Genomic DNA, 22,469 nt, shown 5'->3' on the forward strand with positions numbered 1-22,469 from the left:
CCCCATTAAAACTAAAGATTTCAGCCGTTTTATTTTAAATATTATTCTTAAAATTTATATTATGCAAATGAACAAAAATTGTTTATAATGAACATATACTTATATTGGAGGGATAACAAATTGTCACTAATGGGACTCGAMATTGGAACGACTGGATGTAAGGCTTCGCTTTTTGATGAGGGAGGAACTCTTCTTTCAGCCGCCTATATGGAATATCCTTTGGAACAGCCGAAACCAGGAGCTTTCGAGTTAAATCCAGAACGAGTCTGGGAATCCGTCAGACGGGTTATCGCAGATGTGCTCTTAGCCGTTCCCGGCATCAATGTTCGCGCACTTAGCATTTCTTCCTTGGGCGAGACGGTTGTTCCCGTTGACCATGATGGACATGTATTAAGCAATGCCATCTTGTATACGGATCCAAGAGGTATTGAGCAAGCTGCAATCATTGAACAAAAAATCGGCAAGGAACGGACGATGGAGCTTACGGGAGTCCCCTTGCATCCGATGTTCTCCCTTGCAAAGGTCATGTGGATCAAACAATACCAGCCTGAGATTTACCAAAAAGTATGGAAATTCATGCCGTTTGGCGATTTCATCGCTTTTGTACTCACGGGTATTTCCGTTACGGACTACACCTTAGCCTCCCGCACTATGGCCTTTAATGTGTCCAAAAAAGAATGGGACTCCGATATGTTTGATGCCGCCGGTATTGAAGTAGACAAATTTCCTGATCTCATTCAGTCCGGCCAAATCATTGGCCACGTTCGCAATGAAATAAAACATTCGCTAGGTTTTCGTTCAGAAACGTTAGTCGTAGCAGGCGGCCATGATCAAGCCTGTGCAGCTCTCGGTGCAGGCATTCTACATAACAACCATGCGGTGGACGGCATTGGAACCGTGGAATGCATTACGCCTGCCTATACTTCACCGATCCTGGATACCAAGATGCTCCAGTATCAATTCAATTGCGCACCGCATGTCATTGAAGGACTATATTTGACGTATGCCTTCAATTTTACCGGCGGTTCCCTTATTCGGTGGTACCGAGACAAGTTCGGTCAAATAGCCGAAGCAGAAGCCCGCAAATTAGGCATTAACGTTTACGACTTTTTGAATTCAACATCTGCAGCCTCGCCTACCGATTTGCTCGTAATTCCTCATTTTGCCGGATCGGGTACGCCTTACATGAATCCCGAAGCCAAAGGTACCATTTATGGATTATCGTTTGATACAGATTCCACCCATCTGTACCGGGCATTAATGGAAGGGGTTACGTACGAAATGCGCTACAACCTCGAATGCCTTGCGGAAGCAGGCATCCCTATTGAGACGCTGCGTGCGGTAGGCGGCGGAGCTAAATCCGACGTGTGGCTGCAGATCAAGGCAGACATCATGAATTGTCCAGTAGAGAGATTAAACGTTAGCGAAGCTGGAACGATGGGCAACATCATTCTTGCAGGAAAAGCTTCCGGTGTTTACCAGTCATATGAGGAAGCCGTGAACGTGCTTGTCAAACCGCTTCGCGTGTTTTACCCAAGTGAGCCTAATACGTCTCTCTATCAGGAGCGCTATGAGAAATACAAAGCTCTTTCACGAGCAATTTCCACCTTATAAGTTTGAAAAAGAAACATTCCAGGATGCTGCAGCCAAGCTGCAATGTCGGAATGTTTCTTTTTTTGAGTGTCACCCCGTAACGAAATAAGCAGTGATGTCAGAGCAAGCCTGATATCACTGCTTGTAACGCCTTGCCTTTGTAGAGAGGATAACTTCCCTCAATTATTCCGCGGCATGCCAGCCCCATTAATTCAGACTAAGTGTTGGTTCTCCCCAGAAAGCCCAATCATATCCGTAATCCCCAAGGGAGTCCGTAATCAGGGTAATGACAACGGACTTTCCGGCATAATCGTCCAAAGCAAGGCTAAACGGCGTCCATGCCCCTCCAGGCATAAGGTCCTCCGACCATAGCACATGCCCGTTTACCGCAATACGGAAGCCGACTCCCTGCGAATCATCCGCGCCGTCCTTGATTCCTATATATCCGCTAATTTTTGTATCAACGCCTGCCGGAAGCGTTAAAGCGTAGTCGATATGCGTCTGCCCCCGCTGAGGCGGGTGGGCGTCCAGTCCCTGCTTTTCGATACCTAGCACCGAGCCTTCACCGGCACTTCCTCCGAAAGGACCTTGCGGTGCTCCTTCCGTACCATTCTCGAACAGGAGACTCGAATCGAAAGGTTCATCGGACAAAGCAAGCGGAAGCTGTACCGGAGCAGAAGTACCGTAAATGAGATACAGCATATCGGTAGCAGGAGCCGTAACCTGGTAACGGTGATTGCCAAGATCCGTATATTGAGCCAAGCCGGATAACGATTCCACGGATGTAATCGTCTGCGGGCTCACTAGCTTCAGATTTACTGTACGTGCAGTACCTGCCACAGGATCAATCACGACGCGCGGCGTTACCCATACGGCCGAGTCGTTGTCTACGGTGGTGCCTGGATGTGTCTCCAACCGGATCGTAACTTCCTTGCCTGCGAGTGAAGCCAAATCCAGCTCCACGGATATAGGAGACGCGCTTCTGCTGAATTGTTCCTCGCTTAGAACGGGACGCGTCGCAGCTGGAGCTGCTTTCTCCCAAGCGAACGCTTTGAAGGTTACGCCGTCGCTGCTTAGCACATTCTGCTCGGAGCCTAGTTGAACGCCCGTCTTAAATACGGACGTACGATCTTCTGGAAGCAGCACGTCGAATTCCAACCACGTATGTCCTCCTTCCCATTGCCCAGAATAAGGAGGATGGGCGAGCATTCGGTCTCCCCAGTGCTGCACGGTTCCGCCTTGTGCAAACGTATGGGAAAACCCGTTTTCAGACGAGAAAGGCGCGCTTGTTTCATGAACAGTACCGTCGCCAAGCTTTTCGCCTGCCCGGATCGGGCCCGGATAATTCAGAAAATCGATGGTGGCTGGCTGCTGTTTGTCCTCCAGCGATAATACGGCGTGGCTTGTTTTGAGAGATAGCCGCTTCATCGCTACGTCGGACGGCCATTCATAGACATGGAACGCATCGGGGTCACGGGCTTCTTTGCTATAAAGATATGTTTTTTCCGGATTCAGGCCGAACAGCTTTGTCGTGTCATATAGATACCAATCCGGAATCCGGCCAGGAAGCTCTACTGTTTCGTTCCCGTATAAATAGCGAAGCACGTCCTCTCCTGCAGCGGGAGCTCCCAAGCTGTAATCGGTAAGCTTCTCACCGTACGCATCTCTCACATATTTGGCCGCTTCCCCATCGGCTGTTCGGAACGCAAATAACGTGGTATCCGACCAGTTCGTAAAATCCGCAGCCGGCTTCTCGGCTTGGTACCAGCGAACCTCATCCAGAAACTGCTCCATGAGTGGCGTTGCATTCGCGACTTGATCATAGTTAGGCCTTGAAAGCATGGGAATGGCACCCAGACKGTTCTGGACAACCTTATGCCAAGCGATAAAATAGTCCTCGGTCAACGGGTTTGCATGATCGGGATGACCGTAGATCGTTGTGTAAGGAGCGAAAATAGCCGAGCTCGCCGGCACGACTTGGTCGATCTTGTTATTATCCCAAGTACCCGTTGGAGCAAAAATGCCATAAGCGTGGCGCTGCGCGAAGGCCTCGTACCGCGTAGTAATTTCATTCAGGCTCTCGCCACCCAGCGCAATATTGGTCGGCAGCTCTTCTCTTAATTCCTTATGCAGGGCAATATTCCCTTGCATCATGTTCATGCCGTCCATCAAGCCGTTGGCGTCATTATACATCAGCAGCGATTGGTCCAGATGGATCGCATCGGGGCCTACCTCTTGGACGAGATCGACCATTTTGCCGACAAACAGATCGCGCCAGGCTTGCGAAGCCGGATTAATCTGTGCGAATTTAATCTGATCCGAGCCTGCGGTGTACTCCGAATAAATCGGATCAAGAGTATACGGATCCTTAACCTGATAAGGCTGCATGGTTGCATAAGCAGGATTGCTAGGAGTCACGCCAAAAATATTGACATAGAGCATGACCTTGAAGCCAAGCGCTTGTGCGGCATCGATTTTATCCGCAATGTCCGGTTTTGGCGAATAGTTCGGAAAATTGACATCGTATGGATCGGATCGCCAGCCAGGTACGACAAGGAGCGTTTGTTCAGCATTTACCTGTTGCGCCAATGACTCTAGCAGCGGTTTGTCCTCTAAGTCCGTCAGAACGGTGAACGCGATGTCCTTCGCCCACTCCGGCTGAAGCCTTGCCAGCTTGGACAGATCAAACTTCTTGTCCGCCCACTCGCGATACTTTGTTGCGCCATTCACCCAATCTCCTTCATAAGCCCGGAGCCGCCAATCGGTAGACACCGCACGGGTCGTTTCCTGGAATGGCGCGGGACTGTGCGTTTCCATGCCTACGTAGAAATTCCCGTTTTCATGCTTGACGTGCAGTGTCTTGAAAAATCGGGCATCGTCGTTGGCATGCACGAGCATGCCGCCGCCCTCGCCCTGAATGATAAACATCTGCGCTTCCCATATGTTGGGATAGTCGAACTGCTGGAAGCCATAGGCCGCATCGGGCGAATCCGCAGTAAGGCGAATGCCCCCCAATACCGGAATAATCAAGTCATACGAATCGGGCACAATTAGTCCCCATTGAATACCCGAGATCCCCTGCGCGGCCGAATCCGCATGTTGGCTGACGGTAAGCGTGCCGTCATACTTCGCAGCAACGGTCGTTTCTAATTCTGCTCTGGTGGAGCCGGCTCCCCAGGTTTGCCCGAAGGTCGTATGCCCTTTCTTGATAGCCGAACTGGAAACAGAGGAGTTATTCCACAGATTCGTTAAAGACAGGTGACGAATTCCCGTTAACGGGCTGCTATTGCCAAGTGCCAGGCTGACGCTGCCGTAGGTAAAGTTTATGGCCCCTGTGCTTGAATTCAAAGTGACCAGCGCACTGCTGGCGGAAGCGAATCCATTAAGCATGCCGAATACAAGGATCAATGCCATGCATGCCACCAATTGCCTTTTGACATGAAATTTCATTATGAATCCCCTCTCCTGATACCTGCTTCTCCGTGGTTAAGACTCAAGCAACCTTGTCTGGAAGCTTGCGCTTCCCTCGCTTACGAATACTCCCCACCCCCCTTTCTGAAAATCATATAACCGCGTACTCAAAGCAATCGCATCGTTCACGTAAACCACGCACACCGATCCGTCAAGAAACACGCGGAGTTCGTAATCGGTTCCCGGTAAAAGCTCCACCGGCCTTTCCATGCCTACGACGTAAGGTACATCTCCCTTTCTTGGCCACTGGTCCAGTACAATCCGGTTCCTTCCCGGCTCCAGCCGAATCATATATCCCTGCTCCAGCTGYTCGTCCGCTCGTAAAATAATTCCGCAGCCGCGTGTGTTCGCGCCAAATGCAACATTCACCGTGAGTTTGCATTGCGTAGGCAGAATCCCTGCATAGGCACAGGCAAAGGAGTCTTCAGCCTCAGCGGCGGCTCTTGCCCCATTCAACTCCCAGCGGCCAAGCGCTTCCGTGAAAGAGAATGGCCGCTCACTTGTCCATGCCGCATTTACGGTTTCAGGCACCTTTACCAGCAAGGTTCCGTCGCCCTGCTGAACGATTTCGTGAACGACAAGACTGCCTCCCCACTGCCAAGTGCCGCCATCATGCTCCCCTTCTCTCGTCGGATTCCATCCGAATGCGTATCGCCGCTCTCCGTCGGTCCACGTCTTAGCCGCATAGAAGGCCCGTGTGTCAAAACCATCGTTCTCTGGCGCAATCCATGGGCCCTGCAGCGACTCGCTCATGCGGTAATGGGTCACCGTCCGGTCGGAGAATGTGGAATAGACCAGATACCACCATTTCCCGATCTTGAACAGATCCGGGCATTCGTGGGTTGTGTACAAGTAAGGAGCCCAGAACGGCTCCCTAACCTCCCAGCTCTTCAAATCCTTCGAGGCGCATAAAGCAACGCATCCGCGGCGTTTGGAAGGCCCCTCCTTTAACCGGGCGGCCAGCAGCATCCAATATTCGCCCGCTTCTTCATTCCAGAACACGAACGGATCTCGCCAATCATGCTCCTCATACCGGTCGGCAGGCGCATAAAAAGCATCTTCAGGTATTTTCTCCCAATGAATCATATCACTGCTGACCGCATGCATAACCGCCTGCTGCTTCTTGCCTTGAGCGGGATAATGAAAATTGTTGCCGGTATAGAAAATATGGTACACCTCGCCGACTTTAATCAGACATCCCGTATAGATATAAAGGTCCTGCTCCGTTTCCCCTCCTCTTGAAAGCACCTCGCCATACTCCGTATAGGTTACAAAATCCTTCGTGCCAATCAGAAACCACGGCGTGCCTTCGCCAAACGTTTCCTTATCCCGCCAATCCTTCAAATAAAGCAGCTTGAACTCCCCGTCTTCATGAAACGGTATGACATCCGCCAGCCAGCCATCCTCCGGTTTATAAAAGAAATTACCCATGCTATTCCTTCACGCTCCCTAACACGATTCCTTTGACAAAATACTTTTGCAAAAAAGGGTAAACCAGCAAAATCGGCAGCGCTCCTACAATAATTTGCGCAGCCTTGGATGTTCGCGTGGATATTTGCGACAGCTTGTGAATATCCTCCTGCTTAACCTGCGAGAAATCGAAATTGATAATGATCGTCTGCAAATAGGACGATAAGGGGTAATGCTCCGGTTTATTCATGAGAATAAGACCGTCGAACCAACCATTCCAATGCCCGACGATCGTGAACAAGCCTACGGTAGCAAGTCCAGGCAGGGACAACGGCACATAGATGCTCCACAAGGTTCTTACATGTCCCGCGCCGTCTATAAAGCAGGATTCCTCAAGCTCTTTGGGAAGCCCACGGAAGAAATTGAGCAGCAGAATGACGTTGAACACGGGAACGGCACCAGGAATAACGAGCGCCCAGATCGAATCCAGAAGCCCTGTATTTTTGATGGTCATATACCAAGGTACCAGGCYGCCGCTGAACAGAATCGTAAATACGAAAATCCAGACGTAGCCCGTGCGGAAGCGGAACGATCTCGCTTCCTTGGACAAGGGATAGGCGATCATGATCGTCAGCATCATGTTGATAAAGGTGCCAAGCACTACTCGCTCAACCGTGATACCAAGCGAACGGAGAAATTCCGGCCGGCTTATTATGAAATCATAAGACTTAAGCGAGAAGTCGACCGGCCAGAAGGTTACCTGTCCGGCTGCTACCGCGGCGCTGTCGCTAAAGGAAACCGCCATCACGTGAATCAACGGAAGAAAACATAGGAAAGCCAAAAAAATCAGAAACGATGAATTTACGGCCAAGAACAGGCGTCTGCTCCAGGAAATATGCTGCAAGTTAGTCTCTCCTCTCTAGAAAATTCGGTAATTCGCGAACCGGTAAGCCAGCCAGTAGGACACCGAAATCAGCAGAAAGGAAACGACGGACTTAAACAAGCCTACAGCCGTTGCTACTCCGTACTGTGCATCGTTAAACGCGATCCGGTAGATCATCGTATCCAAAATATCACCGCTCTCGTATACGAGCGGATTAGAAAGATTGAATACTTGGTCAAACCCCGCATTCAGCACATTTCCAAGGCTCAAGGTCACCATTAGTACGATAATCGGCATCATGCCGGGCAGCGTAATATGCAGGGTCTGCTTCCATCTGTTCGCTCCATCCATGACGGCTGCTTCGTAGAGCGTTGGATTGACGCTCGTAATCGCCGCTAAATAAACAATGGTGCTGAAGCCAAACTCCTTCCAAACGTCCGAGAAAATGAGCACCGCCGGAAACCAACGGTTATCTGCAAGAAAGAATATAGGTTCTACTCCGAGCTTACCCAGGAGCGCGTTCACGATTCCTTCTGACGGAGACAGCAAATCGATCAGAATGCCTCCGAGAATGACCCATGATAAGAAATGGGGCAGATAGATTAGCGTTTGTACCCCCCGTTTTATGGATGAGCGGGTAACTTCATTTAACAGTATCGCAATGAGGATCGGTACGAATAATCCTGCAATGATCTTCATACAGGCGATGAAAATCGTATTCCATACCACTTGCCCCGTATTCGGCATATCCAGCACGAATTTAAAATTGTCGAATCYGATCCAAGGAGAACCAAACCAACCGCTGAATATCGTAAACTTTTGGAAAGCGATAACTACCCCCATCATGGGGACATAACAATAAATAAGAACCAGGACAAGCCCCGGCAACAGCAGCAGATGCAATGGCAGCTCCCGCATCCATTTCGCAGCTTTCATTTCTCTCTGTGCACCACCCTTCCAAACGTTTGAAGGGGAGGATGACAATCCTTCATCTTCCCCTTCGCCAAGCTTCAATCTATTTCTCCTGCTTATTGCTTCTGAGAGGATAACCAGTCATTAATTTCTTGCAGAATCTGCTCTCCGCCAAGCTTGTTCCAGTCCTCGACAAAGGTATCAAACTCATCTACCGATGCAGCTCCCATAATGATTTTGGTAAACGTCTCTTTCTCTAGCTTATCTAGCGTAGCCCACTTATCCGTCATGGTCTGCGTCTGCCCTCCGAAAGCCGTCATCAGCAGTCTATCGCCGGTATAGTTATCCATAGTGGCCTCAAAGCCGAAGTATTGGTGCGCAACTGCCCAATTTTCCATATTGCCGGTCTTCAGATAATCAACGGTAGGACCGTATTTATCCGTTTCCGTCAGCGCATCTTTCAGCAGGCTCTCGTCCTCGTTTTTGATGGCTTCCCGCAGCAGCGCCAATGAATCCAGCACGCCTTGATTGGACACACCCGATTGTACGATCGAGAGCCTTGAGGTGTTGATTCGTTCCCCGCCCTCTTCAACCGTAATAAATTGGCCTTCATTCCTTCTCGAGCCATGAACGACTTCTTCGTGCAGGTTCAGCATTTTGACGACCGCTTCCGGGTGCTTGAACCCTTTGCGTACGACGACATATCCGCTGGCCGAGAATCCTGCGCTTGCCTTAGTCGGCGTTTCGTCTATCGATGGCACGGGAAACGGCTTCCATTCCATGCCTGGGTTTTTCTTAACGGCATCGTAGAACACATACGGATTCCAATTGGCTCCAAATGCCATGCCAAACTTGTTGGCGGCAATGTCTTCTGCCACTTTGTTGCTGTCCTTTACGCCGAATTCCCGATCCAGCTGACCGCCTTTATACATTTCCTGCAGCTTCGCAAGCGCTTGCTTCATCTCCGGCTGAACGGAGCCATAGCTCACCTTGCCGCTGTCGTCTTTTACCCAGGTTTGGGGATAAGCGTGATAGGCGTTGGAGAATCCGGTAATGGATGTAATCGGGCCGTACAAATAATTGTTAATCGCTATGCCAAACGTGTCGTTCTTGCTATTGCCATCTGGGTCCTTATTTGTAAACGCTTCCGATATTGCAAATACGTCCTCAATCGTTTTGGGCTCGGGCAAGCCTAGTTTTTCCAACCAATCCGTTCGCACCCACAGCAGGTTCGGCTCATAGATCGGGGCATTTACGACCGGAATGGCAAGCAGCTTGCCTCCGAACGTAGCAGAAGCGAGCGCAGCACCTCCATCTCCCATTTGAAGCTCCTTCGTATGGTCGGAAGCATACTTCTCATAAGCTCCAGTCAAATCTTCCAATTGTCCAGCGTCCGCCAGCTGCTTCAGTTGGCTCGCTGATACAGAGAACACCTCAGGCAAGCTTCCCGATGCAATCGATACGTTCAGCTTTCGGTTATATTCACTGGCAAGAGCCGTCCAGTCATGCACAACCTTTATGCCAAGCAGACTCTCATATTCCCGATACCAAACGTTATTGTCGATACTGTCGCCTTGCGGATATGTCCACGTTTGTTCTATTGGACGTGCGATATGAAGCTCAACGGGCGGATCATATTTCTCGAACGGATCTCCTTTTTCAATTGATTCTCCTTGAGATGCACCCGGCTGCGACGTTCCGTCCGTATTCACCGGCTTCTCATTCGCTCCGTTACTGCAGGCCGTAAGAACAAGCGTAAAAACCAGCACGCTTGTCAACAGCATACTAAAGCTCTTTTGTTTCATATACTTACCCCCTATGATCATATACAGATGCTTCATCCCGCTCTGTTAGCCTAATTATAGGTCTTTCTAATCCGTGCTCTCTACTCGCCGATTTTCACTTTCGATTATCCTTTTTGGATATCTCATGCCGGTCCCTATACTCCTGAGGAGTCAAATTCGTTTCTTTCTTAAAAAAACGGTAGAAGGATTGCTCCGTCATGAAGCCGATAGCTTTGGAGATATCCTGAACGATCATCTGCCCTTGCGATAGCAGCGTTTGCGCTCTCGCCAACCGAGCGTCCGTTATGAAATCGGTCAGAGATTCGTTCGTGATTCTTTTATATAACCTCGTTAAATAATAAGGATTGTAGCCGACTACCTCGCCAATGCGGGTTAAAGATAAATCACCTGCCAGATTATGCTCTACATACAATTGGACATGCTTGATTAAATCATCTTCCTGATAAATCTGGTCGTTATGCTTCTGCTCGAACAACCTCTCCGACAGCAGCGACAGATAGTCATCCGCCTCGTCCCAGGAGCGGTGCGCATCGTACCTTGCCAGCTTGCTCATATCCATCGTCGTGCTTATTTCGGCATGCAAGCCCCAGCGGTTCATATAGGATAGAAAGAGAGAAACGAGAGAGTAATAAACTTCCAGCTTCATAAGGTCATCCGCTTTCATAGCTCCTCCAACCAACCCCATAAGTTTGCTGTACTCTGTTTGGAAATGTTGTCTTTGCCCGTTCTCCAAATAAACCGCTAATGTACCGAGTTTCTCCAGCTGGCTTCGAACTTCATGGGTTTGGACCTCCATTTCCGGATATCCCCCTTTGGAGCCTTGCCCATCCAATAAAATCAGCTCTTTACCCATGCCCAGCCCCCGGCCGAGCAATCGTTTCAATGCACTAAACTGCTCCGGGGCTTGTTCCCACGACCTCATTTCTCCAGCCGCTGCAAATGAAACGCTAAGCTTAAGCAGCTGCTTGCAAGCCATTTGAATCGTCTCGATTGTGCCTTGGACGAATCGGACCGTCCAATTCTCTGCTTCGCCGCGATCCAGCGGTTGAAGAATCAATAGCAGCTTATTTCTCTCGTAACTCACTGTTAAGCAATTTGTCGATTTACCGAAATACTCTTCGGCTATGTTCTGGATCGCATACAGCATAAGATCCCTATCCCCGTTGCTAAACTCATCATGCCAGTCGTCTACCCGTCCGATAACTAGCAGCACCTTGCCCTTCGCGCTAAGCGGGATTTGAAGCTCTACGAACCTTTGTTCCAGCTTCCTAAGCGAATCCGGATCTCCTTGAATGACGTCCAGCATGTAGCCATTCAGAAGCAAAGGCCTCGCAAGTTTTATTTGGCGCTCCGCATTGCGAATCAACTGCTTGGATTCCACTGCCTCAAATAATTGAGCAGCAGCCTGCTCTACCGACCGCAAAATGGCATCATGGCCTTCCGTTTTCAGAAGGTAGTCCACGCCGCCGTTGCGCAGCACCTGTTGAATATAATCAAAGTCGTCATAACYGCTCAAAAATATGATTTTGCACCAAGGCCATTGCCTGACAATCTCCTTTTGCAGCTCGAGGCCATCCATTCCCGGCATTCGAATATCAGAAAGAACGATATCCACTTTCATTCGGCCAAGTACATCCATAGCTTCTGCGCCGGAATAAGCACCGAACACCTCCATTTCCAGCTTGCCTGACTGGCTGAACAAATCTAGCAGACTCTCTACGATCAATCGCTCATTATCGACAATTAGCAGCCTAATCATGTTCAATCCTCCTTCATCCTACGAATGATGATCTGCGTCTTTAATCCGCCCAACTCGCTTCGCGAAACGCTTAAACCGCAATTCTGCCCAAATTTCAATTGCAGCCTGCGATGCACGTTAAGTATTCCGGTCGTCTCCATGGCACGGTCAGATGAAGCCAGCGATTTCTGCAAACGAAACAATTGTTCCTCATCCAGTGAATCGCCGTTATCCTCCACTTCGATATGCAGCTCGATCGCTGTGGCTTCGCGAAACCGAATTCGCAGCTTTCCGCCGCTGATCTTGTTCTCGAGCCCATACATATAAGCATTTTCAATTAATGGCTGCACGATTAGGCGCGGGACCATGACTCTCTCCCAAGCTTCCGGCACCTCGCCAAGCTCAACCTCAACCGTACCGGAGAAGCGGATCTTCTGAATTTCAACATAGGAAACGGCATGATGAATCTCCATTTTGAGCGGAACGCTTTCCGCTCCACTGCGGGTAATGAACTGGAAGTAGCTTCCTAAATGATGGAACATCCGATCCGCCAGCTCATGTTCCCTCATCCTCACGAGCCCCTGCAGAATAAAGAAACTATTATAAAAAAAATGAGGGTTAATCTGCGATTGCAGCTGCTTTAGCTCGGATTGCTGGGACCGAATTTGCTGCTCATACACTTCATGAACAAGCACTTGTATGCGCTCAAGCATATTGTTGTATTGATTGTAAAGATAATGAAACTCGTCTTGGTTCCGATGATAGACCCTCACGGTCAGGTCACCTTTCTCGACCTTGCGAAATGATCCGATCAACCGCTTAATGGGCTTATGAATAAGCCTGTGTATCCAATACGAGAAAATAACGGTTAACAGCAAGGAAACGAATGAGACAATCCATATCCAGTCGCGATGCTTGTTAAGCGGCTGAAGCACCGTCTTCGCCGGAACGAATACAGCAAGCGTCGTATCCAGCACGGATGAATACTCATGCGCGACGAAATATGAAATGCCATTCAAATCCAACATGAATTGCCCCGGCTCAAGCAGCGCTTCTCCATGCTGTGAACGAAGCGTATCGGTAAACTCCTCCAGCAGCTTTCCCTCAATGCCAGAGGAAACTTGCCACCGCAGATCAGCGTTCACCCATGCTGCGCCTCCACCTTGCTCGCCGCCAGCCATGCTGGAGAGCGTGCGTTCAATCTCTGGCAAGGAAAGCTCGATCTCCATGGCCAACACAGGCTGTCGATTCACGTATACCGCATCCGGATATACTCCGCTTAGAAGCAGTCGGTTCTGTAGGCTGAAGATCGGGGAGTTCATATTGACCGGATCGAGAATGGCATTCAGTTCTTCCTCCGGAATCGTGTCATCGTAATTGTTTGCATTTATGCTCCTACCCAGAGCCGGTATATAGAGCTGCACGTTCTTCACGAAAGGGCTGGAGCTTTTGAGCAAATAGAGTTTGTTTTTCACCGCTAATATCGTACGGGAACGTTCAAAATCATTTAGTCTCTCGGCTACCGTCCCCAGCGTCAACAGGTCATCATCGTTCACATATTCCAGCTTTAGTCTCGTCAGCCGAGCCAGCTCGGTTTCAAGAGACGTCATGTAAAAGTGGACGCGAGAAGCCATTGACTCGGATATTTGTTTCTGAACGACGTCTTGGCCGGATTGATTCATCATGAGGCTGGAAACGTAGATGGGAATGATCATAAGCAAAAAGGACAAGACGAGTTTCGGATAAATTGTAAGCGATTTCATTATTTTTATCATCAGGTTTCCCCCCTCGTAGTTCGCTAACTAAATCATACCTCGTCCGTCTTCCGGGAGACAACAAAAAGAGAGGCAATAAGCCCCTCTTACATCTCAAGCATAAAACGGATAACCTGATCCTCGAAGCCGGGTAACCGCTCATGCAGGAAATCCGGATAAATCTCCAATTGCTTGTTTGAAATAATCTTATTGTAAGCAGCGAACTGTGTAGAAGGAGGGCATACCGTATCCAGCAGACCGACGCCCATCATAACCTCGCCACGGATTCGCTCCGCCAAATGCTGGACATCGATGTAGCCAAGTCTCGTAAATATTTCATCTTCCCTGAGATGCTGAGGGTCGTGATGACGGAAAAAGGTTCTTAACTCCTCATAAGCATCCCTTGCCAGATCCATTTCCCACACCCGCTTGTAATCGCTCAAAAACGGCACACTAGCTGCAATCCGATTCAGCCTGGGCTCCAACGCTCCACATGCCAGCGCAAGTCCGCCACCTTGCGAACCTCCAGTTGCGCCAACGCGGCTCGCATCTACTTCCGGCAGCGCCATGACGATACCGGCCAATTGGGCCGTATCGAGGTAGATATCACGGAACAACAACCGGTCGGGATGATCATCCAATCCGCGAATGAGATGTCCCTTATAGGTCGTTCCCTTCACGCCTCCTTTATCCTCAGACAGCCCGCCTTGTCCCCTGCAATCCATTGCTACGATGGAAAAGCCTAAGGACGCGTAAATTAGTTTATCCGCCCAATCGCCGGAATGGTGTGCGTAGCCGTGAAATTGCAAAATTGCGGGATGAGGCTTAACCGCATGCTTTGGCCTTACATATTTGGCATGAATCCGAGCCCCACCTACACCTGTGAAATAAAGGTGAAAGCAGTCGGCATACGGAACCTGAAACTCGCTCTCGACGAGTTCGAGCTGCGGATCCAGCGCTCTCATCTCTTTAAGCGCATTATCCCAATAATCGTTAAAATCCGAAGGACGCGGATTACTCCCTCCGTAGGTCTTCAATTGATCGAGCGGCATATCAATAAGCGGCATGTCTATCATCACCTCTGGAATTTTTTAAACGCATTCATATGTTTCATGTAGTACAATATTAACAATCAACTTTCATCTTCATTCCGAATTTACGGCATATCATCACTGAATTCAATAGAAAAATATTGAGTAGGAGGTAGTATTATTTTGCTTAGAACAAATTACGGATTTCGATATTCGGATCAATCTAATCCTTTAATGGCTATTCGAACGATCGGCTGGGAAAGCACCGTGAACGAAAGCTATAGTTGGAACGGATTGGCGCGTGACGATAAGTTTGTGGTTTTTCAATATACACTCTCGGGTGAAGGACACTTGGTATACGACGGCAAACATTACACCGTACCTAAGAACCACGGTTTTTTTGTTCGAATCCCAGGCAATCATCAGTATTACTACAGTTCGGAATCCAAAACGCCTTGGGAATTCATTTTTTTAACCGCGACAGGCACGCATGTTTTTGCCCATTGGAACGAAATCATCGAGACCAACGGGCCTGTCATTTCCTTAAAACCGAATGCACAGCCGATCGCCATGCTTTGGGAGATGATGCAGAGCGCCAACGAGAAGACATTGCAGGATAAATACGACATCTCCGTTCGCCTCTATGAATGGATTGTCGCCTGCCACCGAATCATCGATGGCAAACCTGAAGCTGGTCAACCCGTTCCTGCTTCGGTATCCGCAGCAATAAAATTTATGGAAGGCCAATATCATAGATTCCTTACGCTGGAAGAAATCGCAGAGGCGGCAGGCACTTCCAAATATCATTTTTGCAGACTTTTTGTCAAAAGTACCGGCGTGACTCCTATTCACCAACTGACCAAAATTCGCATTGAGGAAGCCTCAAAGCTGCTTCGTCAAACAAATCAGTCCGTAGCTGCGATTGCCGCCGCCACCGGGTTCGATAACAGCAGCTACTTCGGAAAAGTATTCCGCAGGATGATGGGGGATTCTCCGCAGCAATTCCGGGATAACACGGGCGACGACATTCCGGCTAACCATCTCTTCATCGATTGATTGGAATGTCCAACACTTTCGGATTGATGAGCAATATTGTTAGACTATCGTGAAAAGATATTGCTATTTACTCCCTCCCTATATGGATCTATGATTATTCCCGAGAGGAATTATAGAGCAATTATTTTATACGGAGGTGTTTGCAATGTTAAAAATAGCAATGATTGGCGCAGGCAGTATCGGCTTTACCCGCAGATTAATTATGGATCTCATGGCCGTTCCGGAGTTTCGTGATACGGAATTCCGGTTAATGGACATCGATAAGGAAAATCTGGACATGGTGACCACGCTCAGTCGGCATATGCTTGATATTAATGGACTGAAGTCGGTTACCCTTGTGCCTACGATAGACCAAAGAGAAGCGATTAAAGACGCTGATTACGTCATTTGCCTAGCACGCGTTGGGGGGCTTGAAGCTTACCGGCACGATATTGAAATTCCTTTAAAATACGGCGTCGAACAATGCGTTGGGGATACCTTGGGGCCGGGAGGCATCTTCTTTGCTCTCCGTACGATTCCGGTGCTGCTTGACATTGCCCGCGACATGCGAGAGCTAGCTCCCGATGCACTGCTGCTCAATTACTCGAATCCTATGGCCATGAACACCTGGGCCGTTCGCCGCGCGGGCGGTGTACGAGTCGTAGGATTATGTCATGGCGTACAGCACGGCCATGAGCAAATCGCCGAAGCGCTGGGGCTGCCGCAGGAGGAATTGGATCAGGTTTGCGCCGGCATCAACCATCAGACATGGTTCGTCAAACTTACCCATAAGGGGCAAGATATGCTGCCAAGGCTGCTCGAAGCGTTCGAAAACCATCCGACACTTCCGCAAACTGAACCCTGCCGTATTGACGTCCTACGACGGTTCGGCTATTATTCAACCGAATCAAACGGACATTTAAGCGAATACTTGCCGTGGTACCGCAAGAAATCGGCGGACATGGATAAGTGGATAAACGATAAAGAGTGGATCGGCGGAGTGACCGCAGGTTATTTAGAGCATTGCCGAACCCGTCTGGAGGATTATAAAGCGATGTATCCGAAGTGGTTAAGCGGGGAATTAGAGTCAATTCCACTCGGCCAGCGTTCGGAGGAACACGGTTCTTACATTATTGAGGCACTGGAGACCGGCCGGGTATACCGTGGGAACTTTAACATTGAGAATAAGGGACTGATCACTAACCTACCGGATCATAGTACGATTGAAATTCCGTGTTACGTAGACCGGAACGGTATTGCGCCTACCTGGATTGGAGATCTCCCACTTGCTTGCGCGGCTACCTGCCGTGCCAGCATCAGCGTTCAGGAGATGGCCGTAGAAGCTGCTCTAACCGGTAATCGCGAACTGGTGAAGCAGGCCGTTCTGCACGATCCGTTAACGGCAGCCATTTGCAGTACCGAACAGGTATGGAGCATGGTTGACGAAATGCTGGACGCACTAGCACCTTGGCTGCCCCAGTTCAATGGAGAAAACCGCACCTGGGTTGACCTTCCTCAGCCACAAACCCTTAATAAATCATTCGTTTAAGTTCTAATCTATTGCTTCATATTTTATATCTAACCTAAAAAAGAGACCGACTGTTCATTCAATGCGAATGAACAGTCGGTCTGTTTCATGCGATAATCCTTTGTCTACTTTCCGCTATACATTCAAGCTTCCGTCGGTGACAAAACGTTATTTAACTTACCCTATGCTTGGACTATACGTATTGAACCACGATCTCACATAAGAAGCATCTATTTTGTTCCTGGTATTTGCGGACTTGTTGATTTGACGAAGGTGATCTTTTTTAATTTTGTTTCTGAATCTAGATCTGTTGCGGAGACGGTGCATGATGCGCCTTCATGTTTTCGAGTACAGCAGCAGCAGCCAAGCTGCAATGCACATGCAGCCTAGTGTTTTAAACCCTCCACGGCTGCACTCGTGCGATAAATCCGAGTATAGTCATTTGTGGACATGCCACCCATATTGATTCTACAAAATATGCTCTGCTGGATACCGCGAATCCAATTTTGTTTTCTGCACCAACCTTGCTTTGCTTATCGGATCGTCCATGAACCGGCAGCAGATCTATGATCTACTGCCGGTTTGTTGTTATGAACGAAATGAACTACTTATAGATTAAATTAGGATACTTGCACATTGCACGTCACTTATTTATTACCTAGATGTTGCGCCAAACCGATTAGAAGTCCTCCCTTTTCACGAATGTAGCAGAGCCGATACGAGTCCTCGTACTGAACCACTTCGCCAACGATCTGAGCACCATGATTTGTGAGTCTGGATACCAATTCGTCAATGTCTTCGACGGTGAACATGACGCGTAGATAACCAAGAGCATTCACGGGAGCAGTTCGGTGATCTGAAATAGTAGGCGGGGTGAGAAATCGCGAAAGTTCAATTCGGCTGTGGCCATCTGGGGTAACCATCATAGCAATCTCTACACACTGCGAACCCAGCCCGGTTACGCGACCAGCCCATTCCCCTTCGACAGTAGCCCGTCCTTCGAGCTTCAAGCCAATTTCCTCGAAGAAAGAGATTGCGTCATCAAGGGATTCTACAACGATGCCAACATTGTCCATTCTTAGTAATTTGTTATTTTCCATCGTTTTATCTCCTTATGTGCACAAATTTATTACCGATCATCTTGATATTTATTCTAACAAACTTTACTAATTCCTTTTCGAACTGTTCCCGAATTGCTGCAGATTAATCGTTCCAATTAAACTCTTCGGAGATAAATGGCGGAATGTTCATGAACATCGCTGCCGTTCCCGGTCCGGCAACCGCAACGCCGCGAGTCCACCATATCCCTGACAACGCCCGTAATAACCCCTAAAAACAACAAGAGCACCCAAGGGCTGACTTGACTGCTCGCCTCCAGATGGCCGGCAAACGCTTCGCCTCCGGTTAGCGGCGCTATAAGGACGAGGCCGACCGGCCCCGAATAAATATTAATCGCCTTCAACGTCATGCTATTGGCGATGACGGGTGTGAACAGCATGCTGACGGTCATGCCAAGCATTGCGAGCAATAGTAAGTTTCCCCACTATACAGCCTGTTAGTTCAATAAAAAGGCAACCGACCATATTTGACCGGTTGCCGCGTTGGATATTTAATTCCGCTAACGTTCTCCGTTAGCGGAATGAGCAATATGACTTAAATTATTAAAACTTACGTTTTTGATAGGGGAGACCTTCGCCATTTTCACAGTAGGATTTGAGACTATAAAGAAAAATTGCCCAGTTATAGTTACAGGAACGATAAAATGGCGTTATTTCTTTCCAGTTCTTATGACGTAACGTAATAAAAGTCTTCCCGTTCTTCTCTTGAATATCAAAAGAAATAATCGTTCCAATCCATTCTGGATCTGAATCTATACACTGCCAAACGACTTTTTTGTTTGTGATTAATTCTTCTATTCTCATCTTCGTTATGTCATTGCTGCCGAATCTAAATTCATTAATAAAACCAATCTGATTATGAATAATGAGTTCATTGGTCCATATTTCTGACAGCCCAACAGCGGTGGTTAAAGCTTCATACACCTTTGACGCTGGAACATGTACGGTTTGCAAGTGCTCGATATTTACCATGTCTTGCTCCTTTCTAACTGAATATTTTATGTTTGATGCTTATGATGATGAAAGTGAGTATGGGACATGCTGGCGAATGCTCTCTCAGTTTACATTCAGGATAATGTCCTTTAGTTCAATCAGAGTCTTGATTCGATAGCTGGCCTGTGAGAAGTCATGTGTTTTTGTGAAGTCGTTATGGACAATAGCACAGTCGATACCAGCCGCTACGGCAGAATTCAACCCTCTGTTTGAATCCTCTACAACCAGGGTCTCTTCTTTGGTAGCTCCGAAGCGCTTTAGGCCGGTCAAGTATGGTTCCGGGTGAGGCTTGGCGCGTTCGTAGTCTTCGCGAACAAGGACGAATTCCATGAATTGTATAATCTGGCGCTTTTCATGAATAAGTTGAAAATCCTCACGTTTTGCAGTCGTCACGATGGCCATGCGGACGTACTTTGACAGTTCGGCTAGCGTTTCAACTACGCCTTCAATCTCTATGGCTTCTGTTCTAAGATATTCCTGATAATAGACGTTGCGGACCTCACGCTGCTTGCTGATGGWCTGTTCATTAATACCTGCCGCCCTAGCTTGTGACCAAGTGCCAAATGACTGGGTCATGTCGCGGAGGTATTGATCTTTATCCAAGGTAAATCCAATGTCAGCCAGAGCGCGTTCTCCCGCTTTGTAATACCAGAATTCAGTATCGACCAGAACACCATCATGATCGAAGAGTATGTACTTTTTCATTGTTTCGTTCTCCTTTGTCAGCTGCGGCAACCATGCGTGCCATCACGCATGAACCCTCCATTTCTTATTGTCCTCCGGTCCTCTGGATCTACTAAATAATAGAATGGGGAACGTGATCCGACCCAAGGCCCCTTCGAATATAAATATGACCGGCTCAATTATACCATATATTGTAACTAACTTGCCCGTCTAACTTAATATATCGTGCATTTTCGGGGATCACAGGGCTGTATAAAAGTACTTGTTGTCCGGCAATTGTTTCGACTAACCTTGGCCACCTGTTGCTAACCTAAAGCAGCCTAACATTGAAGTTAGGCTGCTTTGATTTTATGGATTCAATTACTTGGACTTCCCGGTTCTTCTATTAGTCTGAATATAGACGATTTTATCTTCGTTTCCGGCAAACCCCATCATCCTTTTTTTCCTTACTCATTAAAAGAGAATAGACCGCCTTGTCTTGCATCAAGCAGAAGACTCGGGCTTGCGAAAGGCGGCCACGATCGTCAGCAACAGCAGCGGCAATAGATACGCGGCTCCCGTCCAGAGGGGATGAATCGACATTATAAAGCTGCCCCACTGCGTTGCGCCGTCGAACGTAACAAGCCCCATTAGAAATCCGGCCAAAGCCAGCGGCATGACGATGGCCGAGCTTTCTTTGAGACCGAACAACCCGCTTACGAACAAGCTGAGGACGTACAAAGTAACCGTTACCTTCATGTATGAGCCGAGAATGAGCGACATCCCGATAATCGATTCGATTCGTTGGATGACTTCCTGAAATTCAACCAGCCTGGCCATGTTGAAGAGCACGTAAGGCCGATCTCCCGCATAGGCGCCAAATACCATAATCGAGCAAATCGTCGCCATGCATAATGTGAATATGTTAAGGCCTAACGAAAGCATCAGCGCCTTCGGCACTCGCTTTCTTTGACTGCGCTCCACGAACGGAATCAGCATACCGAACAAAAAAACTTCCGAGTAAGGAAAACCGAACGTGAAATACGCGCCATGCAAGACCGGCTTTAATCCCTTTGGCAATACGGGAAGCAACTGCAATGGATTATAATCGGGTATAGCCAATAGCAGGATGACGATAATGAAGAACGAAGTCAGCAGCATAATAAGAGTAAACATTCTGGCCATAACCTCCAGTCCTGCCCTCGCCGTCAACGCGGCTACGAGAAAAACAAGGATGGTAAAGACGTATATCGGCGTCTCCCTTAACATAGAGCTCACCATAAACAAGCCGACGTCCATGACGATGCCCGACTGCTCTTGCAGAATAAAGCTTATCGCCAGCAGTCCGATAACGACCGTCATGACGTTGCCGACGAGTTTCCGGCTGTACTCGACATAATTCAATCCTGGAAACCTGTTATGAAGAAAAAGCAGCATCATTAGCATCATATAGCCAAGCGCTCCGGATACCAACAACGAAATCCAGGCTCCATTGCCGGCTTTGCCGATGAGCGGACCGGGAATATTGATAATGGAAGAGCCTGTCATGTATACGAAAAACAGCACGCCCAATTGAAAATGGCTGATTTTTTGCTTATCCGTTTCCATACTGGGCGCTCCTCCTTCGTTAATGCGGCGATGCTACCATTTTACGCCTAACGTCGCTTCAACCTGCTTCGCTGCTTCGCCAAGCGCGAATTCGACGATGTCGTACATGTCAAACCAATCGCGGTTTACAACGTAATCGATCCCCATATACAGACAGCCCGCCACGATAACGGCGTACACTCCTTTTTCCCGTCTCGTTATTTTCTTCCTTAGCGTTACGCCGTCGTATAGCAGCATCCCGCCAACAGCTGCAATCACGACAATCAGACGCTCCCACATTCGGTTTCCCCCCGTTATCCGATCACTAGTAAGCCGGCCGGCTCTTGATCGTGCCACCGGTAACCAATTTAAGTTCGACTTGGATATCGAACGGTAGCTCGGCGAACTGCTCGTCCCAATTTTGCTTAAGCGATTCCCACTTTTTCGGATTTTTTCTGTATATGCTGTTTCCGATTCCGATTACGTCCAATTTTTGTTTTTGAACGAATGCGATCGAGTCGATTGCCTGTTTTTTGAGCGCTTTCTCTACGGCAGCGACAAATTTCCGCTCATCCTGAATCGTTTCGATTCTCGAGCATCTCAGCTCGGTAATCGCAATCTCGCCTCGCATCTTCACGGCAACCTTTATTTCGTCACCATTTACGATCGGCTTCGTCTTCACATGCAGGGACAATACTTCAGCCGTTTCTTTGAACCCTTTCAGCCCGGGACACGCAATCTGGGCGACGCCTGCTTTATACTCGTTGCGCAGCATGACCAGACCCTCCACTTTGCTGGAAGGCAGCACGGTTTTCATTACGCCATCCTTCAACAAAGCGAGCCCTGCGGCAGAGAAAATATCTCCGGATTTCTTGTTCTCGTATACATAGGCTACGACGGCATCCGGATGCGCCAGACCCTCCACTTTGCTGGAAGGCAGCACGGTTT

At 48.6% G+C, this 22,469-nt stretch carries 18 protein-coding genes; 3 read left to right on the top strand and 15 right to left on the bottom strand.

All coding sequences use genetic code 11. The features are described from left to right. Window positions 1-129 precede the first annotated feature (129 nt). On the top strand, window positions 130-1,614 hold the full coding sequence (locus AB4Z33_RS26670; protein ID WP_442052804.1) for an FGGY-family carbohydrate kinase: 1,485 nt from the start codon (window positions 130-132) through the stop codon (window positions 1,612-1,614). Window positions 1,615-1,800: 186 nt separating this feature from the next. Here the strand turns inward: AB4Z33_RS26670 and AB4Z33_RS26675 are convergent, their stop codons facing one another. From AB4Z33_RS26675 to AB4Z33_RS26710, 8 genes are all read right to left on the bottom strand, one after another. Then, a complete protein-coding gene (locus tag AB4Z33_RS26675; protein WP_442052805.1) occupies window positions 1,801-5,043 on the bottom strand; it encodes a DUF6259 domain-containing protein in 3,243 nt (1,080 codons plus the stop codon). A gap of 36 nt (window positions 5,044-5,079) precedes the next feature. Next, window positions 5,080-6,495, bottom strand: coding sequence for a glycoside hydrolase domain-containing protein (locus AB4Z33_RS26680; RefSeq protein ID WP_442052806.1), 1,416 nt, complete (start codon window positions 6,493-6,495; stop codon window positions 5,080-5,082). A gap of 1 nt (window position 6,496) precedes the next feature. Next, window positions 6,497-7,291: a carbohydrate ABC transporter permease gene (locus tag AB4Z33_RS26685; protein ID WP_442052807.1), complete on the bottom strand. Its 795-nt coding sequence runs from the start codon at window positions 7,289-7,291 to the stop codon at window positions 6,497-6,499. Window positions 7,292-7,393: 102 nt separating this feature from the next. Beyond that, window positions 7,394-8,293 (bottom strand): ABC transporter permease, encoded by a 900-nt coding sequence (locus tag AB4Z33_RS26690; RefSeq protein WP_442052808.1) that lies wholly within the window; start codon window positions 8,291-8,293, stop codon window positions 7,394-7,396. Between the two features lie 92 nt (window positions 8,294-8,385). Beyond that, window positions 8,386-10,074 (bottom strand): extracellular solute-binding protein, encoded by a 1,689-nt coding sequence (locus AB4Z33_RS26695; protein ID WP_442052809.1) that lies wholly within the window; start codon window positions 10,072-10,074, stop codon window positions 8,386-8,388. A gap of 94 nt (window positions 10,075-10,168) precedes the next feature. Beyond that, on the bottom strand, window positions 10,169-11,833 hold the full coding sequence (locus AB4Z33_RS26700; protein WP_442052810.1) for a response regulator transcription factor: 1,665 nt from the start codon (window positions 11,831-11,833) through the stop codon (window positions 10,169-10,171). 2 nt (window positions 11,834-11,835) lie between these two features. Continuing rightward, window positions 11,836-13,587: a histidine kinase gene (locus tag AB4Z33_RS26705; RefSeq protein WP_442052811.1), complete on the bottom strand. Its 1,752-nt coding sequence runs from the start codon at window positions 13,585-13,587 to the stop codon at window positions 11,836-11,838. Window positions 13,588-13,673: 86 nt separating this feature from the next. Continuing rightward, window positions 13,674-14,633, bottom strand: coding sequence for an acetylxylan esterase (locus AB4Z33_RS26710; RefSeq protein ID WP_442052812.1), 960 nt, complete (start codon window positions 14,631-14,633; stop codon window positions 13,674-13,676). Window positions 14,634-14,780: 147 nt separating this feature from the next. Here AB4Z33_RS26710 and AB4Z33_RS26715 point away from each other — a divergent pair, with 147 nt between their 5' ends. Both AB4Z33_RS26715 and AB4Z33_RS26720 read left to right on the top strand, forming a co-directional pair. Further along, window positions 14,781-15,653 carry a helix-turn-helix domain-containing protein gene (locus tag AB4Z33_RS26715; RefSeq protein WP_442052813.1) on the top strand — a complete coding sequence of 291 codons (873 nt, stop codon included), beginning with the start codon at window positions 14,781-14,783 and terminating at the stop codon, window positions 15,651-15,653. A gap of 145 nt (window positions 15,654-15,798) precedes the next feature. After that, on the top strand, window positions 15,799-17,181 hold the full coding sequence (locus tag AB4Z33_RS26720; RefSeq protein WP_442052814.1) for an alpha-glucosidase/alpha-galactosidase: 1,383 nt from the start codon (window positions 15,799-15,801) through the stop codon (window positions 17,179-17,181). Between the two features lie 626 nt (window positions 17,182-17,807). Here AB4Z33_RS26720 and AB4Z33_RS26725 read toward each other — a convergent pair. The 7 genes from AB4Z33_RS26725 to AB4Z33_RS26755 form a co-directional block, all read right to left on the bottom strand. After that, window positions 17,808-18,260, bottom strand: a complete 453-nt coding sequence (locus AB4Z33_RS26725) for a VOC family protein (RefSeq protein ID WP_442052815.1) — start codon at window positions 18,258-18,260, stop codon at window positions 17,808-17,810. 116 nt (window positions 18,261-18,376) lie between these two features. Next, entirely contained in the window at window positions 18,377-18,688 is a 312-nt protein-coding gene (locus AB4Z33_RS26730; protein ID WP_442052816.1) for a hypothetical protein, read from the bottom strand. A 133-nt stretch (window positions 18,689-18,821) separates the two neighbouring features. Continuing rightward, window positions 18,822-19,250: an SRPBCC family protein gene (locus tag AB4Z33_RS26735; RefSeq protein ID WP_442052817.1), complete on the bottom strand. Its 429-nt coding sequence runs from the start codon at window positions 19,248-19,250 to the stop codon at window positions 18,822-18,824. Between the two features lie 84 nt (window positions 19,251-19,334). Continuing rightward, window positions 19,335-19,976, bottom strand: coding sequence for an HAD family hydrolase (locus AB4Z33_RS26740; RefSeq protein WP_442052818.1), 642 nt, complete (start codon window positions 19,974-19,976; stop codon window positions 19,335-19,337). Between the two features lie 462 nt (window positions 19,977-20,438). Then, the gene (locus AB4Z33_RS26745; protein WP_442052819.1) at window positions 20,439-21,542 is read right to left on the bottom strand and encodes a GerAB/ArcD/ProY family transporter; all 1,104 of its coding nucleotides are present in this window, start codon (window positions 21,540-21,542) and stop codon (window positions 20,439-20,441) included. Window positions 21,543-21,575: 33 nt separating this feature from the next. Then, window positions 21,576-21,821 (bottom strand): hypothetical protein, encoded by a 246-nt coding sequence (locus tag AB4Z33_RS26750; RefSeq protein ID WP_442052820.1) that lies wholly within the window; start codon window positions 21,819-21,821, stop codon window positions 21,576-21,578. Window positions 21,822-21,846: 25 nt separating this feature from the next. After that, window positions 21,847-22,469, bottom strand: a 623-nt coding sequence (locus tag AB4Z33_RS26755) for a Ger(x)C family spore germination C-terminal domain-containing protein (protein WP_442052821.1), incomplete at its 5' end; no start/stop codon positions are given.

The sequence above is a fragment of the Paenibacillus sp. 2TAB19 genome (assembly GCF_052115185.1).
Classification (GTDB): Bacteria; Bacillota; Bacilli; order Paenibacillales; family Paenibacillaceae; genus Pristimantibacillus.

Excerpts from the sequence above, each read along its gene's own strand:
- AB4Z33_RS26695 (WP_442052809.1), bottom strand. The coding sequence starts at position 10,074 with ATGAAACAAAAGAGCTTTAGTATGCTGTTGACAAGCGTGCTGGTTTTT.
- AB4Z33_RS26705 (WP_442052811.1), bottom strand. The coding sequence starts at position 13,587 with ATGATAAAAATAATGAAATCGCTTACAATTTATCCGAAACTCGTCTTG.
- AB4Z33_RS26710 (WP_442052812.1), bottom strand. The coding sequence starts at position 14,633 with ATGCCGCTTATTGATATGCCGCTCGATCAATTGAAGACCTACGGAGGG.
- AB4Z33_RS26720 (WP_442052814.1), top strand. The coding sequence starts at position 15,799 with ATGTTAAAAATAGCAATGATTGGCGCAGGCAGTATCGGCTTTACCCGC.
- AB4Z33_RS26725 (WP_442052815.1), bottom strand. The coding sequence starts at position 18,260 with ATGGAAAATAACAAATTACTAAGAATGGACAATGTTGGCATCGTTGTA.
- AB4Z33_RS26735 (WP_442052817.1), bottom strand. The coding sequence starts at position 19,250 with ATGGTAAATATCGAGCACTTGCAAACCGTACATGTTCCAGCGTCAAAG.
- AB4Z33_RS26745 (WP_442052819.1), bottom strand. The coding sequence starts at position 21,542 with ATGGAAACGGATAAGCAAAAAATCAGCCATTTTCAATTGGGCGTGCTG.
- AB4Z33_RS26750 (WP_442052820.1), bottom strand. The coding sequence starts at position 21,821 with ATGTGGGAGCGTCTGATTGTCGTGATTGCAGCTGTTGGCGGGATGCTG.